This window comes from Afifella sp. IM 167 (assembly GCF_020144925.1).
Taxonomy (GTDB): domain Bacteria; phylum Pseudomonadota; class Alphaproteobacteria; order Rhizobiales; family Afifellaceae; genus Afifella.
Window position 1 is genome coordinate 221,805 of sequence record NZ_NSLC01000002.1, and the last position, 14,040, is coordinate 235,844.

The window sequence follows — 14,040 nt, forward strand, 5'->3', positions numbered from 1 at the left end:
ACATATATAATTCGAAGCATGAAACGAAAGGCGTCAACCAGACACAGTGGCGCCCGACGTTGACCGACACTTTCTACCACGGGGGAGAAGCAAATGAACGCGTTTGACGATTTTCAGAAGATGAGCATGTCCGGCATGGACAAGGCGATGGAGAGCTTTGGCGTGGTCTCCAAGCGCATGCAGGAGATCGCCGTCGAGACGGCCGATTTTTCCAAGAAGTCCTTCGAGACGACCGCAGCCCATGTGGAGTCCATGATGGCCGTCAAGTCGCTCGACAAGGCGATCGAGGCGCAGAGCGACTACGTGAAGTCCAGCTACGAGGGCGCCGTCGCTCAGGCGACGCGGATCGGCGAGCTCTATGTCGATCTCGCCAAGGACATGGCCAAGCCGTTCGAGGATCTGGCCAAGCGCGCCTGAGGCGCTCTTTCCTCACAATCTGATCCGAATGCGAGAGCCCGGCCACCGCGCCGGGCTTTCTTTTTTGCGCCAGCCCCAGGCGTGCCAATAGCCCCGCCCGCGGCCCGTTGCCCGGCCTTCCGCCGGGCGTTTTGAATTTCGTTCTCGCCAGCCCCTACCCAGCGCCCACGAACGGCTCTAACATTTCCTCTGTCCCAACCTACATAGGGACTGGCAGGAGGGTGTTATCAGGAGAGAACGAGGCGGCTGATGCCCAAGGACGACCGAGACGATTCCGGCAACGAGAATGGCACCGGGACGGTTGTCGTCACCAAGACGAAGCCGAAAACCCAGCGGCCGAACCTGTACCGCGTCCTCATTCTCAACGACGATTACACCCCCATGGAATTCGTCGTGCACGTCCTGATGCGCTTCTTTCAGAAGAACCAGGAAGCGGCGACGCGCATCATGCTCCACGTGCACAACCACGGCGTCGGGGAATGCGGCGTATTCACTTACGAGGTGGCCGAAACCAAGGTCACCCAGGTGATGGACTTCGCCCGCCAGAACCAGCACCCTCTGCAATGCGTCATGGAAAAGAAGTAGCCAACGGACTGGAAGGGTCACACACACGTGCCATCTTTCTCGCGCTCACTGGAACTCGCCCTGCACAGGGCCCTTGCCTCCGCCAATGAGCGGAGCCAGGAATATGCCACGCTCGAGCATCTCCTTCTGGCGCTCGTAGATGACAAGGACGCCGCCGCCGTCATGCGCGCCTGCGGCGTCGATCTGGAACGACTGAAAAGCGATCTGACGGAATACGTCGACACCGAGCTTGCAAATCTCGTCACCCATTCGGACGAGGATTCCAAGCCGACCGCCGGCTTCCAGCGCGTCATCCAGCGCGCCGTCATCCATGTCCAATCCTCCGGCCGGGAGGAAGTGACCGGCGCCAACGTTCTCGTCGCCATCTTCGCCGAGCGCGAAAGCCATGCCGCCTACTTCCTGCAGGAGCAGGACATGACCCGCTATGACGCGGTCAACTACATCTCGCACGGCATCGCCAAGCGGCCGGGCCTGTCCGAGCCACGCCCAACCAAGGGCGCCCCGGAGCAGCCGGGCAAGCCCGGCGCATCCGACGAGGACGGCGAGACGGGCTCGGGCAGCGCGCTCGATGCCTGGTGCGTCAACCTCAACGAGAAGGCGCTGCGCGGGCGCATCGACCCGCTGATCGGCCGCGAGCCGGAGGTCAAGCGCACCATCCAGGTGCTCTGCCGTCGCTCCAAGAACAACCCGCTCTATGTGGGTGATCCCGGCGTCGGCAAGACGGCCATCGCCGAGGGCCTGGCCAAGCGCATCGTCGAGGGAAGCGTTCCGGACGTCCTCAAGGACGCCACCATCTTCGCTCTCGACATGGGCGCGCTTCTCGCCGGCACCCGCTATCGCGGCGACTTCGAGGAGCGCCTCAAGCAGGTCATCAAGGAGGTGGAATCGATCGACGGTGCCATCATGTTCATCGACGAGATCCACACGGTGATCGGTGCCGGTGCGACTTCCGGCGGCGCCATGGATGCCTCGAACCTTCTGAAGCCGGCGCTCGCCTCCGGCAACATCCGCTGCATCGGCTCCACGACCTACAAGGAGTACAGGCAGTTCTTCGAGAAGGATCGGGCGCTCGTCCGCCGCTTCCAGAAGATCGACGTCAACGAGCCGTCGATCCCGGATACGGTCGATATCCTCAAGGGTCTCAAGCCCTATTTCGAGGAGCACCATGAAGTCCGCTACACCAATGATGCGATCCGCACGGCGGTGGAGCTTTCGGCCCGTTACATCAACGACCGCAAGCTGCCGGACAAGGCGATCGACGTCATCGACGAGAGCGGCGCTTCCCAGAAGCTTCTGCCGGAGAGCCGGCGCAAGAAGCTGATCGGGGTGAAGGAGATCGAGACCACGATCGCCACGATGGCCCGTATTCCGCCGAAATCGGTGTCGAAGGACGATGCGGAGGTCCTCCAGCATCTGGAATCGAACCTGAAGCGGGTGGTCTTCGGCCAGGACAGGGCGATCGAGGCGCTCGGCTCGGCGATCAAGCTTGCCCGCGCAGGTCTGCGCGAGCCGGAAAAGCCGATCGGCAACTATCTGTTCTCCGGCCCCACCGGTGTCGGCAAGACCGAGGTTGCCCGCCAGCTGGCCGACCTTCTCGGCGTCAATCTCCTGCGCTTCGACATGTCGGAGTACATGGAGCGGCACACCATCTCCCGCCTGATCGGCGCGCCTCCGGGATATGTCGGCTTCGATCAGGGCGGCATCCTGACCGACGGGATCGACCAGCATCCGCATTGCGTCCTCCTCCTCGACGAGATCGAGAAGGCGCATCCGGATATCTTCAACATCCTGTTGCAGGTGATGGACCACGGCAAGCTGACCGACCACAACGGCAAGCAGGTCGATTTCCGCAACGTCGTCCTCATCATGACGACGAATGCGGGCGCGGCCGACCTTGCCAAGGCGGCGATCGGCTTCGGTTCCTCCAAGCGCTCCGGCGACGACGAGGAGGCGATCAACCGCCTGTTCACGCCGGAATTCCGCAACCGCCTCGACGCCATCATCGCTTTCGGCGCCTTGCCGCCGTCGGTGGTCAACATGGTGGTGCAGAAGTTCATCCTGCAGCTGGAGGCCCAGCTCGCGGACCGCGGCGTCACCTTCGAGCTCGACGAGCCGGCGACGTCCTGGCTGGCCGAGCACGGCTACGACGAGCGCATGGGCGCACGCCCGCTCGGCCGCCTCATCCAGGAGGTGATCAAGAAGCCGCTCGCCGAGGAAGTGCTCTTCGGCAAGTTGCAGAAGGGTGGCATCGTCAAGGTAACCGTCGGCGAGAAGGAAGACGGCACGGTCGGGCTCAAACTGGAATCGATCCCGGACGAGAACGCCCGGCCGAAGCCGAAACCGGCCCTGAAGAGCAAGCGGGCGCGCAAGGCAGTCACCCCGTCCGGCGGCACGCCGGCGAAGACGGCAGGCAAGAAGCCGCCCAAGCGCGGCGGCGGTTCGGTGCCGAGTGTGCCGCTGAAGGCCGAATAGGCCACAAGCCATATCGATCGACACGGCGGGCGCCTCGGCGCCCGCCGTTTTGTTGAGAGCGGGCAGGGCAGGGCACGGCCTTCGCTCCCAGGCATGGCAGCCATCGCGTTTCGGCATGGCTGCCATCGACCGCCGCGAGGCACCTTTCCCTCAACGGGTGGTAGGGATAATCATCGGACCGATGGAAGACACGGACACAGCGGCGCGCTGGTTTCTGCGCGGCATGGGCGGCATTGTCTCCATCCCCGCCCTCATCCTCATCGCCTCTTTCGTCGGTTTCGGCGTGCTCTGCCGCGAATCCGGCCTGACGCTCGGCGAATCCGTCTTCATGACCGGCTCCGTCTGGGCATTGCCGAGCCAGCTCGTGCTCGTCGGGGCCATGTCGGCCGGCACGTCCACGCTGGTGGCGGCCATCGCGGTAGCACTCTCGGCCATCCGCCTGATGCCGATGACGGCCGCCTGGGTGCCGCTGGTCAAGGCGCCCGACACGCCGAAATGGCATCTCCTCCTGCTTTCCCATTTCGTCGCGGTAACGGCCTGGGTCTGGGGCTTCATGCGCCTGCCCAATGCCCCGCCGGCGATGCGCACGGCCTACTTCGCCGGTTTTGGCCTGACGCTGACGACGGTCAATGTCTGCGTGACGGCTCTCAGCTACATCAGCGCGGCGAGCCTGCCGCCGCTCGTGGCGGCCGCTCTCTTTTTCCTGACACCGGTTTATTTCCTCACCGCGCTCACAGCCTCGGCGCGCTACCATGCCGAGCGGCTTGCTCTGGGCATCGGCGTCGTGCTCGGCCCGGCGCTCCGCTATTACGATGTCGGGCTCGATCTCCTCTGGGCGGGCATCGCCGGCGGCACGCTCGCCTTCGTCGGCCACAAGCTGCTGGAACGCCGGCGCGGGGCCGCATGAGCGCGGAAGCTTGGCCCTATATCTTCATCCTCATCGCAGGAACGCTGGCCACCGACATCTGGCGCTGGCTGGGCGTTCTCGTCGGCGCGCGGCTCGTCGAAGATTCCGATCTGCTCCTGTGGGTGAAGGCGGTGGCGACGGCGCTCGTTGCCGGCGTCATCGGCAATCTCATCTTCGCCCCGACCGGGGCGCTCGCGATGGTGCCCCTTGCCATCCGCCTCGGTGCCGCCGGCTTCGGCTATGTGGCCTTCTTCCTCGCCCGCAAGAAAATCCTCATTGGCGTTCTCGCCGCGGAGGCGGCGCTGATCGGCGCCTCCTACGCCTTCGCAGGCTGAGGAAGAGCTCAGCCCTCGTCGAGGGCCGCCTTGATCCGCTCCGCCTGCTCCTTAAGCACCTGCGGGTCCGCCATTTCCTGCGAGGGCGGGTTCAGCGCCACGCCATCGAACCGCGGCACGACATGAAAATGGGTGTGGAAGATCACCTGGCCGCCCGCCGCTTCGTTGAACTGGCTGATGGTCAGCCCGTCCGCCTCGAAGGCCTTCATGGCGGCGCGGCCGAGCTTCTGCACCGTCTCCATCACCTTCGCGAGGTCCTTCGGATCGATGTCGAGGAGGTTGCGCGAGGGCGCCTTCGGGATGACCAAGAGGTGGCCGTCGCCGCGGGGCATGATGTCCATGAAGGAGAGCGTCGCCTCGTCCTCGTAGAGCTTTACCGCCGGCATCTCGCCGCGCAGGATCTTCGCAAAGACGTTGTCGTTGTCGTAGGCGGCTTGGCTCATCTGGCGCTCCCCTCTGGCCCCGGAATCTCTCTATCCGCCTTCCTTGCGGAAAGGGACGTGCTCGGCAAGCACGCGGTTCTCCAATTCCACGTGTTGGCGCTCGCGTTCAAGATAGTCGGCGACGGCACTGCGAAATGACGGCTCTGCGATGAGGTGCGCCGAATAGGTGGTGACCGGTCGATAGCCGCGCGCCAGCTTGTGTTCGCCCTGCGCGCCCGCTTCCACACGCCCGAGCCCGTGCGCCAGCGCATATTCGATCGCCTGATGGTAGCAGATCTCGAAATGCAGATACGGGTGGTCCTCCACGCATCCCCAGTAGCGGCCATAGAGCGTGTCGGAGCCGATAAGGTTCAGCGCGCCGGCGATATAGCGCCCGTTTCGGCGCGCCATGATGAGGAGGATCTTTTCGGCCATGCGCTCGCCGATCAGCGAGAAGAAGCGGCGATTGAGATAGGGCCGGCCCCATTTGCGCGAGCCGGTATCCATGTAGAACTCGAAGAAGGCGTCCCAGTGCGCCTCGGTGATGGCGGCGCCCGTCACCCATTCGACATCGACGCCTGCCGAAAGCGCCTCGCGGCGCTCCTTGCGGACCGCCTTGCGCTTGCGCGAGGCGAGGGCGGAGAGAAAGCCCTCGAAATTGCCGAAACCCTCGTCGACGAAATGGAACTGCTGGTCGGTGCGCACGAGGAAGCCGAGCTCGCCCAGCGCCTCCGCTTCCGACGCGGGAAGGAAGGTGAGATGCGCAGAGGAAGCGTCCGTCTGGCGCGTCAGCTCGGCGAGACCGGCGGCCAGCAGCATGCGCCGCTTGTCTTCTTCCGGCCCGGGCGCGACGAGAAGGCGCCGCCCCGTCACCGGCGTGAAGGGAACCGAGACCTGGAGCTTGGGATAGTAGCGCCCGCCGGCCCGCTCGAAAGCATCGGCCCAGCCGTAATCGAAGACGTATTCGCCCTGCGAATGGCTCTTCAGGTAGCAGGGCATCGCCCCCACGATGCCGTCCTCACCGTCGAGCACCAGATGGCGCGGTGCCCATCCCGTGCGCGGCGCGGCGCAGCCGGCCTCTTCAAGGGCCTGAAGAAAATCCCAGGAAAGAAAGGGGTTCTCGGCCAGCCCCTTCGGATTGGCGAGTGCATCCCATTGCGCCCTCTCCACCTCGCCTAGGCCGGAAAGGACGCGCAGCGTCGCCGCGGGGGAAGGGCAAGCCTCTGGCATCTCCCGAAGAAGTAACGCGCAGCGGCCGCCGCGCAATGCCTTCCGGCGCCTTTATGCGCTCGCCGCCTCCGGCACGAATCCCTCGAAGGTCATTTGCGCCCCGAACGACTTGGACAACTCCGCTTCCGCCGGCGTGCGCACCGTCCAGGAAATGAGGGGGCGCGCCGGATCGAGGCGGTGATAGGCTGGCGCGAAATGGGCAAGATCGGCCACGCGACAGGAAGCGAAGTCGAGATCGAGGCGCGCGATGGTGGCAAGGTGATTCTTCACCGCCGTCGCGTCGCCCATCAGCGTCAGTCCGAGTGGCCCGGCATGGCCCGCCCGCCGCAAATCATTGAGGAGATAGGGATCGAAGGACATGAGGCCGAGGGCGCCGCGATATCCCGCGAGGCCCTTGGCGACGATCTCGGCAAAGCCAGCATTCTCGCCGAAGACGCTTTTCAGCTCGATGACGAGCGGCACCCTGCCGGCGACGAGTTCCAGAAGCTCGGCCAGCCGCGGCACCTTCTCCTCGCTGCCGAGAAGGCGCAGCCCTGAAATGTCGCGCGCCGCCTTCTGCCGGATGAGCCCCTCGCTGCCGGTGAGGCGGCGAAGGTCCTCGTCATGGAAGACCATCACCCTGCCGTCGGCCGTCGGCTGCAGATCGCATTCGATGGCAAAGCCGTGTTCGATCGCGGCCGCGAAGGCGGCGATCGAGTTCTCGGGCCGGCCGGCCGCCACGTCGTGAAGGCCCCGATGCGCGATGGGGCGCTCGGCGAGCGCCACGCTGGAGGGAGGCATCAGGCGATCGCGATGATGGCGTCGATCTCGACCGCCGCATCGAGCGGCAGGGACGCCATGCCGATCGCCGCGCGCGCATGCCGGCCGCGCTCGCCGAGCGCCTCGGCAAGGAGGTCGGACGCGCCGTTGATGACGAGATGCTGTTCGGTGAAATCCGGCGCGCTCGCCACGTAGCCGGTGATCTTCAACAGCGCGCCGAGGCGCTCAAGGTCGCCGTCGAGCCCGGCCTTGGCCTGGGCGAGAATGTTGATGGCGCACAGCCGCGCCGCTTCCTGTCCCGACTCAACCTCGACGCCGGCACCGAGCTTGCCGGTAACGGCGAGCTTGCCGTCCTTCAGAGGAAGCTGGCCCGAGATGTAAAGAATGTCGCCATGCCGACGCCAGGGAAGGTAGTTGGCCGCGGGTGCAGCAGCCTCCGGCAACGCGATTCCCATCCTGCCCAGCCGTTCTTCGATCGTCATCATCTTCTCTCCATATGTCGCCGGATCGCGACGCCGGTTGATTTTCCTGCAGTCGCAGGCATTCTTCGCCAGATAGCGCGCCAGTCGTGCTTTTGCCGCACTCCTCATCTTGAAGGCGCAGATGCCGACGATGCGAATCCTCACTCCCCTTGCCGCCGTTGCGGGCTTTGTCCTGCTGAGCGCGGCGACGCCGATGCCCGCTCCGCAGACCGGGGTCGCGCCCGTGCCGCACCGCGCCGTCTACGATATCAGCCTCGCCAAGTCGACGCGCGCCTCCGGTATCGAGGATGCGAAAGGGCGGATGGTTTTCGAGGTCTCAGGCAATGCCTGCGAGGGTTTCACCATGAGCCAGCGCCTCGTCGTCAATCTCGTCGGCGGCGAGGAGGGCGACCGGCTTCTCGACTTTCGCGTCTCCACCTTCGAGGACGGCAGCGGCCATCTCTACCGGTTTTCCTCGCGCACCTATCTCAACGACCAGGTCGTCGAAAGTGTCGAGGGCGTGGCCCACCGCAAGGACGAGCGCGTGGTGGTCGATCTGACGACGCCGGCCGAAAAGACCGTGGAGTTCGAGAAGGAGCCGCTCTTCCCCGGCCAGCATCTCAACGCGCTCCTGACGGCGGCGCGCGCCGACCAGCGCTTTATGGCAAGCACCATCTACGAAGGCTCCGGCTCCGGCGAGAACGCCGATACGGCGACGGCCATCATCGGCAAGCCGGAAGCGGAGGCCGGCGAAATGGGCGCGCCGGCGAGCCCCCTGACGAGCGGCGTTCACTGGCCGGTCTCGATCGCCTATTTCAAGGACGAGCGGAAACACGATCCGGACGCCCTGGGCGAGGAGACGCCCGCCTACCAGATGAGCTTCACGCTCTACGAGAACGGCGTCACCCGCAATCTTGTCATGGACTACGGTGATTACGTCCTGTCCGGCGAGCTTGAGCGCATCGAGCAGCTCGAGGCGACACCCTGCGCGCATTAAGGGGCCCCAAGCGCTCCGATGTCTGGCAGGTATCGAGGGAGGCGTTGATGGCCGCGAGCCGCGCGCTTTTCATCTTGCGGCCGGCCCCGCCGCCGCCTAGTTTCCGGCCGTCCGCAAGCTCGCCGACATGGGCGGGCTGACAGCATCGGGGCATAGCGCAGTCTGGTAGCGCACCTGCTTTGGGAGCAGGGGGTCGCAGGTTCGAATCCTGCTGCCCCGACCATCTAACTCATTACGATCTAGCCGGCATTCGGGAAGGCGAGGGCGCAGGCGCCCGCTTTCTTCCGCGCGGCGATGTGCGAATTTCATTCCCGCAGCCCGATTCGCGGGCCCGCCTTCACCGAGGGCAGCGCCGCACCTCACGCGTGGGCATACATGGCGGCGCCCGGCACCTCGACGCGCGCTGCGAGAATGGTGCCGGTATCGGCCTCGGTGATGAAGAGGGTGCGCCGATCGGGGCCGCCATAGGCGAGATTGGTGACCTGCAGGCCGGCCGGGGCGCGAATGCGCAGCACCGGTTCACCGAGGCGGCTGAAGAGCCAGACCGAGCCGAGGCCGCAATGGGCGACGGCAAGCCCCCCCGCTTCGTCGAGCGCCAGCCCGTCGGGTCCGGCAAGCCCGCCGGAAAGCGTGATGAAGGCTCCGACCTTGGTGGTGGTGCCGTCGGCATGGAGCGGCAGCCGCCAGATCTGGTTGGCGCGGGTCACCGCGAGAAGAAGGGTCTTCTCGTCCGCCGTGAGGACTAGCCCGTTCGGGCTCGGCACGCCGTCGAGAAGAAGATCCACCTGGCCGTCGGCGCGCCAGCGATAGACGCATCCGCTCGCGTCCTGCAGGCCGGTTTGGCCCTGGTCGGTGAAGTACATGTCGCCGTTGGAGGCGAAGACGAGGTCGTTGACGCCCTTGAAGCCTTCGCGCCGGACCCGGGTGAGGGCGGGCGTGACGGTCCCGCTCGCCGGATCGAGCCTCATGATGCCGTGCTTGTGGTCGGTGATGAAGACGCGGCCGTCGCGGTGGATCTTGAGGCCGTTCGGCCAGCCGTCATACGCCGCGAGCACTTCCCACTCGCCGGCCGGCGAAACCTTGAAGACGCGCCCATAGGCAACGTCGACGAGAAGAAGGTTGCCGTCGCGGTCGAAGGACGGCCCTTCCAGGAAGGAGTGCAGGGGTTTGTCGCCCTTGCCGAAAGCCCAGTCGGAGCGCCGGTCGCTGATCCGCAGCGCCTCCGGCAGGGCGCTGAAAACGGTCGCTTCGATTTCCGGCGGAGGAGCGAACATGTCGGGCAGGGTCCTTGAGAAGGGGCCGGGCGGGGGTGCCGCCCGGCCGCTCGGTGCTATTCCTTGAGCGCGGCGTGGAAGGCTTTCAGAACCTCGGTTCCCGGCTTGCCGCGGCCGTCGAGCTGCTGGGCCCATTCCTCGCCGAGCGAGCCGAACATGGTCTCGAGCTTCTCCTTGTCGGAGGCCGGCAGTTCCACCAGCGTCACGCCCCCATCCTTCAGGCGCGTGGCGTCGGTTTCGCTTGCCTCGTCCATCAGCGCGCATGCCTTCATGGTCGTCTCTTCGCCGGCCTTTTCCAGGATCTCCTGGACGTCCGGCGACAGCTTGTTCCAGCGGTCCTCGCTGATCACGTAGTTGACCACGAAGCTCCCGAAATTCTCGCCCGTCGTGACGTAGTGAACGAGGCTGTCGAGCTTATATGAGAGAATGGAACTGTGGGCGAGGAGGCCGCCATCGACAGTGCCGCGCGACAGGGCTTCATAGATCTCCGGACCGCTGAGGCGCACCGGCACGGCACCGATCGAGCTCACGGTGAGTTCCATCGCGCCGCCGGAGCTGCGGATCTTCAGATCCTTCGCGTCGTCGAGCGTCTTGATCGGATGCTCGGAGGTAAAGAGCTGATAGGGCGGGAGCGTCACGGTGAAGAGCAGGCGCACGCCGTTCGGCTCCAGCTCCTCTTTCGCGATGATGCCGTCCTTGGCGAGACTCCAATAGGCCTTGGTGCCCTCGCAGGCCGTGGAGAAGCTGCCGGGCAGCTCCGCGACGGCCGAAAGCGGCATCTTGTCGGAGATGAAGGCCGGGGCGACATAGCCGATGTCGGTGACGCCGGAATTCGTCAGCCGCAGCATGTCGCTCGACTTGCCGAGCTGCTGCGCCGGGAAATACTCGAAATCGATCTTGCCGCCGCCGAGCTTCTTGGCCGTCTCCATGAAGGTCTTGGTGGCGTCCTCGGCAACGAAATGCCCGGCCGGAAAGGAATCGGCGACACGCAGCGTGAGCGTGTCGGCCGAGGCCGTGGTGCCGAGCGGCACCAGGCAGGCGAGCGCGGCAAGGCAAGAGGGAAGGTTCAGTCTCATCGATTTCCTCCGATTTTCGGTTTTCATGGCAAAATTCTGTGCTCGCGAAAGAGCTGGAGGAGCTCCAGGATGGTGTCCTCCGTGTCGAGGCAGTGGCAGAAGCCTGCTCTCCTCAGCCGGGTCGTGCTCGACATCACGTCGTATTCGGCATTGAAGATGTAGTCGCCGTAGCCCCACAGCACGAAATCGGCAGGCTCGCCGGCCGCAAGGCCGGCGCGCTCGGAAATCCGGGCCCAAACCGCGGCGTGTTTCGGCATTTCATCGGCGAGCTTCATCGGCCGGACCGGCCCGACCTCCATGCCGAAATGCGCGGCGAGGCGCGGCCACAGATTGGCCCAGCGGAAATAGTCGCCGTTGGTGACGTTGAAGGCCTGATTGGCGCATTGGCCACTGCCGGCAATGAAGGCGATGGCGGGCGCCAGAAGCCGCGCATCCGTGAACTGATAAAGGCTCCGGTAGCTCGCGGGCGTGCCTGGAAATGTCAGCGGCTCGCCGCGTTCGCGCAGGATCGCCGCATAGGCGCCGAGGACGCGGATGGCGCTGCGCCTTTCGCCAAGACTGGGATCGAGGATGCCCGCCGGGCGGCTGATCGACCAGGTAAAGCCGGGCCCGAAATCGGCGGCGGCAAGATAGTCCTGCTGGTGGAAGTAGAAATTGTCGACCGGGCCGCGCGGATCGTCCTCCTTGGCCGGGGTTTTGAACGGGCCGAGGTTGGAGCCGTAATATTTCGTGCCGTGCACGGCATGGACATGGGCAAGACCGTCCCGGCTCGCCGCGAGCGCCTCGCACACATGGCGCAGCATGGCGGCGTTGGCCTCCACCGGCTCCTGTTCGCCGGTGCGGGCACTGTCGCCGCGGGCGGCGTAGAAGAGATGGGCGGGCCGGGCAAGGTCGGCGAGCTTGTCGCGGCAGTCCCGGGCGTCGGAAAGGTCGACGGCGACATAGCGGACCCCGCCCTCCGCCGGCCGCGTGCGGCGCGTGAGCCCAACCACTTCCCAGCTGCCCGTTTCGGCGAGATGGCGGGCGAGCCGGTTGCCGATGACCCCTGTCGAGCCGGCGATGACGGCGAGTTTCTTCTCAGCCATGGATGAGCGCCTCTCCCGTCACCGCGTCATCATGGTCGACGGCAGCCACAGAATGATCTGCGGGAAGACGACGAAGAGGACGATCAGAAGGAGGTGCGCCACGACGTGCGGCGCGGCGCCAATGAACACCTCCTCCAGAGGTCGCCCGGTAAATCGCGAGACGACGAAGGCGTTCATGCCGATCGGCGGCGTCACCATGCCGACTTCGGCCGTCAGCACCACAAGGACGCCGAACCACACCGGATCGAAACCGAGCGAGCGCATCAGCGGCAGCACGATCGGCACCGTGAGGAGGATGATGGCGATCTGGTCCATGATGCAGCCGAGCACCAGATAGACCGCCAGAACGGCGGCGAGGATCACCCAGGGCTCGACCGGCAGGTCGCCGACATAGGTGATGATGTCCTGCGTGGCGCGCGTCAGCGTCAGGAAGTAGCCGAAAATGTTGGCGCCTATGATGATCATGATCACCATGCACGTCGTGCTCGTGGCGCGCGTCAGAGCGGTGAGCAGCGAGCGGGGTGTCAGGCGGCCGTAGAGGAGGGCGAGCATGAAAGCGCCGAAGGCGCCGATGCCGGCCGCCTCCGTCGGCGTGGCGATGCCGGTATAGATGACGCCGGTCACCATCAGGAACAGGAGCGCCATCGGTCCGGCGACGCGCAGAGACCGCAGCTTCTCCGACAGGGACGAGCGGCGAAGGTCCGGCGCCCGCTGCGGATCGAGCGCGATCAGGATGAGGACGGTAGCGATGATGGTGAGCGCCACAAGCGCCCCCGGAACGATGCCGGCGATCAGCAGCTCGCCGATGGCGACATCCCCGACGAGGCCATAGAGCACGAGCGCGACGCTGGGCGGGATCAGCATGGCGAGCGTCCCGGAGATCGCCACCACACCGCAGGCGAGCTTGGAATCGTAGCCGTGTTCCAGCATCGCGGGAATGCTGGTCGCCGACAATGTCGCCGCCGCGGCCGTGCTCGAACCTGAGATGGCACCGAATCCGGCGCCGGTGAGCGCCGTGGCGATGGCAAGGCCGCCGGGCATGCGGCCCACCCAGGTGGCGATGCAGGCGAAGAGCTCCGTGGCGATGCCGCTGAGGATGACGAACTCCGCCATCAGGAGGAACATCGGGATGGTGATGAGCTCGTAGGAGCCGACGGCCGCCAGTGGCGCCGTCTCCAGGAAGCCGAGGATGAAATCCGTTCCGCCGAGGAAATAAAGGCCGCAGGTGCCCGCCACGGCGAGGCTGAAGCCGACAGGCATGCCGATCGCCAGGAGCGCGATCAGGAAAATCGTCATGCCGAGCGCGAGCATCAGAGCCCCCTTTCTTCGCTGGGGGAGTGGTCGCGCGCGAGAAGCGGCCCGGTATCCTCGTGCGGGCGCGCCGCCTTGGCCAGAAGCAGGAGGAGGCGCATGAGGAGGAGGAGGGCGCCCACCGGCACGAAGATGGCGGAAGCCCACATCGGCCAGGGAATGGACCCGGCGAGGACGTCGCCGGAGCGCCAGGCGTCGATGGTGCGGCTCGCCCCGGACCAGAAGAGCGCGGAAAAGAGGAGGAGCGCGAGCACGGCGTTGACCAGGTCGGCAAGCGCTTTGGCCCGCGCCGGAAAGGCCCGGTAGACGAGGTCGACGGAGATGTGCGAGCCGCTGCGGACCGAGGCGGAGAGGCCGAGAAAGAAGATGGCCGCGGTCAGGTAGAGCGAGACGAGATCATAGGACCAGGACAGCGGCGAATTGAAGAGGTAGCGCAGCGCCACGTCGACGAAGACGATCGTCATCATCGCGAAGAGGGCAAGGCCGGCGACGCATGTGAAGAGGTCTTCGATGACCCCGACAGCCTTATCGAGCATGCCGGACACCGACATGTGGGATTGTTGACGACTTAATGTAGACCCACGCCTGAACCCGCTCCGGAAGAGCACGTGTCGGTCTCGCCGGAACGAGGGAACGCCCGAGACGCGGCGCTGCTGAGCGCCCGTCCTCGCCGAAAAGATTGTCCCCGGATTGCGGGCGCATGCGTTCC

15 protein-coding genes and 1 tRNA gene are annotated in these 14,040 nt (G+C 65.6%); 7 read left to right on the forward strand and 9 right to left on the reverse strand.

The genetic code is table 11. The features are described from left to right. Positions 1-93: 93 nt before the first annotated feature. The 5 genes from CLD20_RS03650 to CLD20_RS03670 all read left to right on the forward strand — a co-directional run bounded on the left by CLD20_RS03650 (position 94) and on the right by CLD20_RS03670 (position 4,716). Positions 94-417 carry a phasin family protein gene (locus CLD20_RS03650; RefSeq protein WP_224405239.1) on the forward strand — a complete coding sequence of 108 codons (324 nt, stop codon included), beginning with the start codon at positions 94-96 and terminating at the stop codon, positions 415-417. Between the two features lie 249 nt (positions 418-666). Continuing rightward, positions 667-1,002, forward strand: coding sequence for an ATP-dependent Clp protease adapter ClpS (gene clpS / locus CLD20_RS03655; protein WP_224405240.1), 336 nt, complete (start codon positions 667-669; stop codon positions 1,000-1,002). A gap of 27 nt (positions 1,003-1,029) precedes the next feature. Next, a complete protein-coding gene (clpA, locus tag CLD20_RS03660; RefSeq protein WP_224405241.1) occupies positions 1,030-3,474 on the forward strand; it encodes an ATP-dependent Clp protease ATP-binding subunit ClpA in 2,445 nt (814 codons plus the stop codon). 181 nt (positions 3,475-3,655) lie between these two features. Continuing rightward, entirely contained in the window at positions 3,656-4,381 is a 726-nt protein-coding gene (locus CLD20_RS03665) for an AzlC family ABC transporter permease (protein WP_224405242.1), read from the forward strand. Then, positions 4,378-4,716, forward strand: a complete 339-nt coding sequence (locus CLD20_RS03670) for an AzlD domain-containing protein (RefSeq protein ID WP_224405243.1) — start codon at positions 4,378-4,380, stop codon at positions 4,714-4,716. The genes CLD20_RS03665 and CLD20_RS03670 overlap by 4 nt, the downstream gene beginning before the upstream one ends. An 8-nt stretch (positions 4,717-4,724) precedes the next feature. Here the strand turns inward: CLD20_RS03670 and CLD20_RS03675 are convergent, their stop codons facing one another. From CLD20_RS03675 to CLD20_RS03690, 4 genes are read right to left on the reverse strand one after another with little or no spacing between them, the layout of a single operon-like run. Further along, complete coding sequence (locus CLD20_RS03675) at positions 4,725-5,159, reverse strand: HIT family protein (protein WP_224405244.1); 435 nt, start codon at positions 5,157-5,159, stop codon at positions 4,725-4,727. A 30-nt stretch (positions 5,160-5,189) separates the two neighbouring features. Further along, entirely contained in the window at positions 5,190-6,368 is a 1,179-nt protein-coding gene (locus CLD20_RS03680; RefSeq protein WP_224405245.1) for a GNAT family N-acetyltransferase, read from the reverse strand. A 51-nt stretch (positions 6,369-6,419) separates the two neighbouring features. Beyond that, a complete protein-coding gene (locus CLD20_RS03685) occupies positions 6,420-7,148 on the reverse strand; it encodes a glycerophosphodiester phosphodiesterase family protein (RefSeq protein WP_224405246.1) in 729 nt (242 codons plus the stop codon). After that, positions 7,148-7,612: a RidA family protein gene (locus CLD20_RS03690; protein WP_224405247.1), complete on the reverse strand. Its 465-nt coding sequence runs from the start codon at positions 7,610-7,612 to the stop codon at positions 7,148-7,150. Before CLD20_RS03690 ends, CLD20_RS03685 begins: the two co-directional genes overlap by 1 nt. A 118-nt stretch (positions 7,613-7,730) precedes the next feature. On the opposite strand from CLD20_RS03690, the gene CLD20_RS03695 reads away from it, so the two are divergent. Both CLD20_RS03695 and CLD20_RS03700 read left to right on the forward strand, forming a co-directional pair. Further along, positions 7,731-8,585, forward strand: a complete 855-nt coding sequence (locus CLD20_RS03695; protein WP_224405248.1) for a cell envelope integrity EipB family protein — start codon at positions 7,731-7,733, stop codon at positions 8,583-8,585. Between the two features lie 146 nt (positions 8,586-8,731). Continuing rightward, a tRNA-Pro gene (locus tag CLD20_RS03700) sits at positions 8,732-8,808 on the forward strand. Positions 8,809-8,944: 136 nt separating this feature from the next. Here the strand turns inward: CLD20_RS03700 and CLD20_RS03705 are convergent. Genes CLD20_RS03705 through CLD20_RS03725 form a run of 5 tightly spaced genes read right to left on the reverse strand, consistent with a single transcriptional unit; the run spans position 8,945 to position 13,867 of the window. Continuing rightward, entirely contained in the window at positions 8,945-9,859 is a 915-nt protein-coding gene (locus CLD20_RS03705) for an SMP-30/gluconolactonase/LRE family protein (RefSeq protein WP_224405249.1), read from the reverse strand. 56 nt (positions 9,860-9,915) lie between these two features. After that, positions 9,916-10,935, reverse strand: a complete 1,020-nt coding sequence (gene dctP, locus CLD20_RS03710) for a TRAP transporter substrate-binding protein DctP (RefSeq protein ID WP_224405250.1) — start codon at positions 10,933-10,935, stop codon at positions 9,916-9,918. 23 nt (positions 10,936-10,958) lie between these two features. Continuing rightward, entirely contained in the window at positions 10,959-12,020 is a 1,062-nt protein-coding gene (locus CLD20_RS03715) for an SDR family oxidoreductase (protein WP_224405251.1), read from the reverse strand. 18 nt (positions 12,021-12,038) lie between these two features. Further along, entirely contained in the window at positions 12,039-13,331 is a 1,293-nt protein-coding gene (locus CLD20_RS03720) for a TRAP transporter large permease (protein ID WP_224405252.1), read from the reverse strand. Continuing rightward, on the reverse strand, positions 13,331-13,867 hold the full coding sequence (locus CLD20_RS03725) for a TRAP transporter small permease (protein WP_224405253.1): 537 nt from the start codon (positions 13,865-13,867) through the stop codon (positions 13,331-13,333). The genes CLD20_RS03720 and CLD20_RS03725 overlap by 1 nt, the downstream gene beginning before the upstream one ends. Positions 13,868-14,040: the final 173 nt, after the last annotated feature.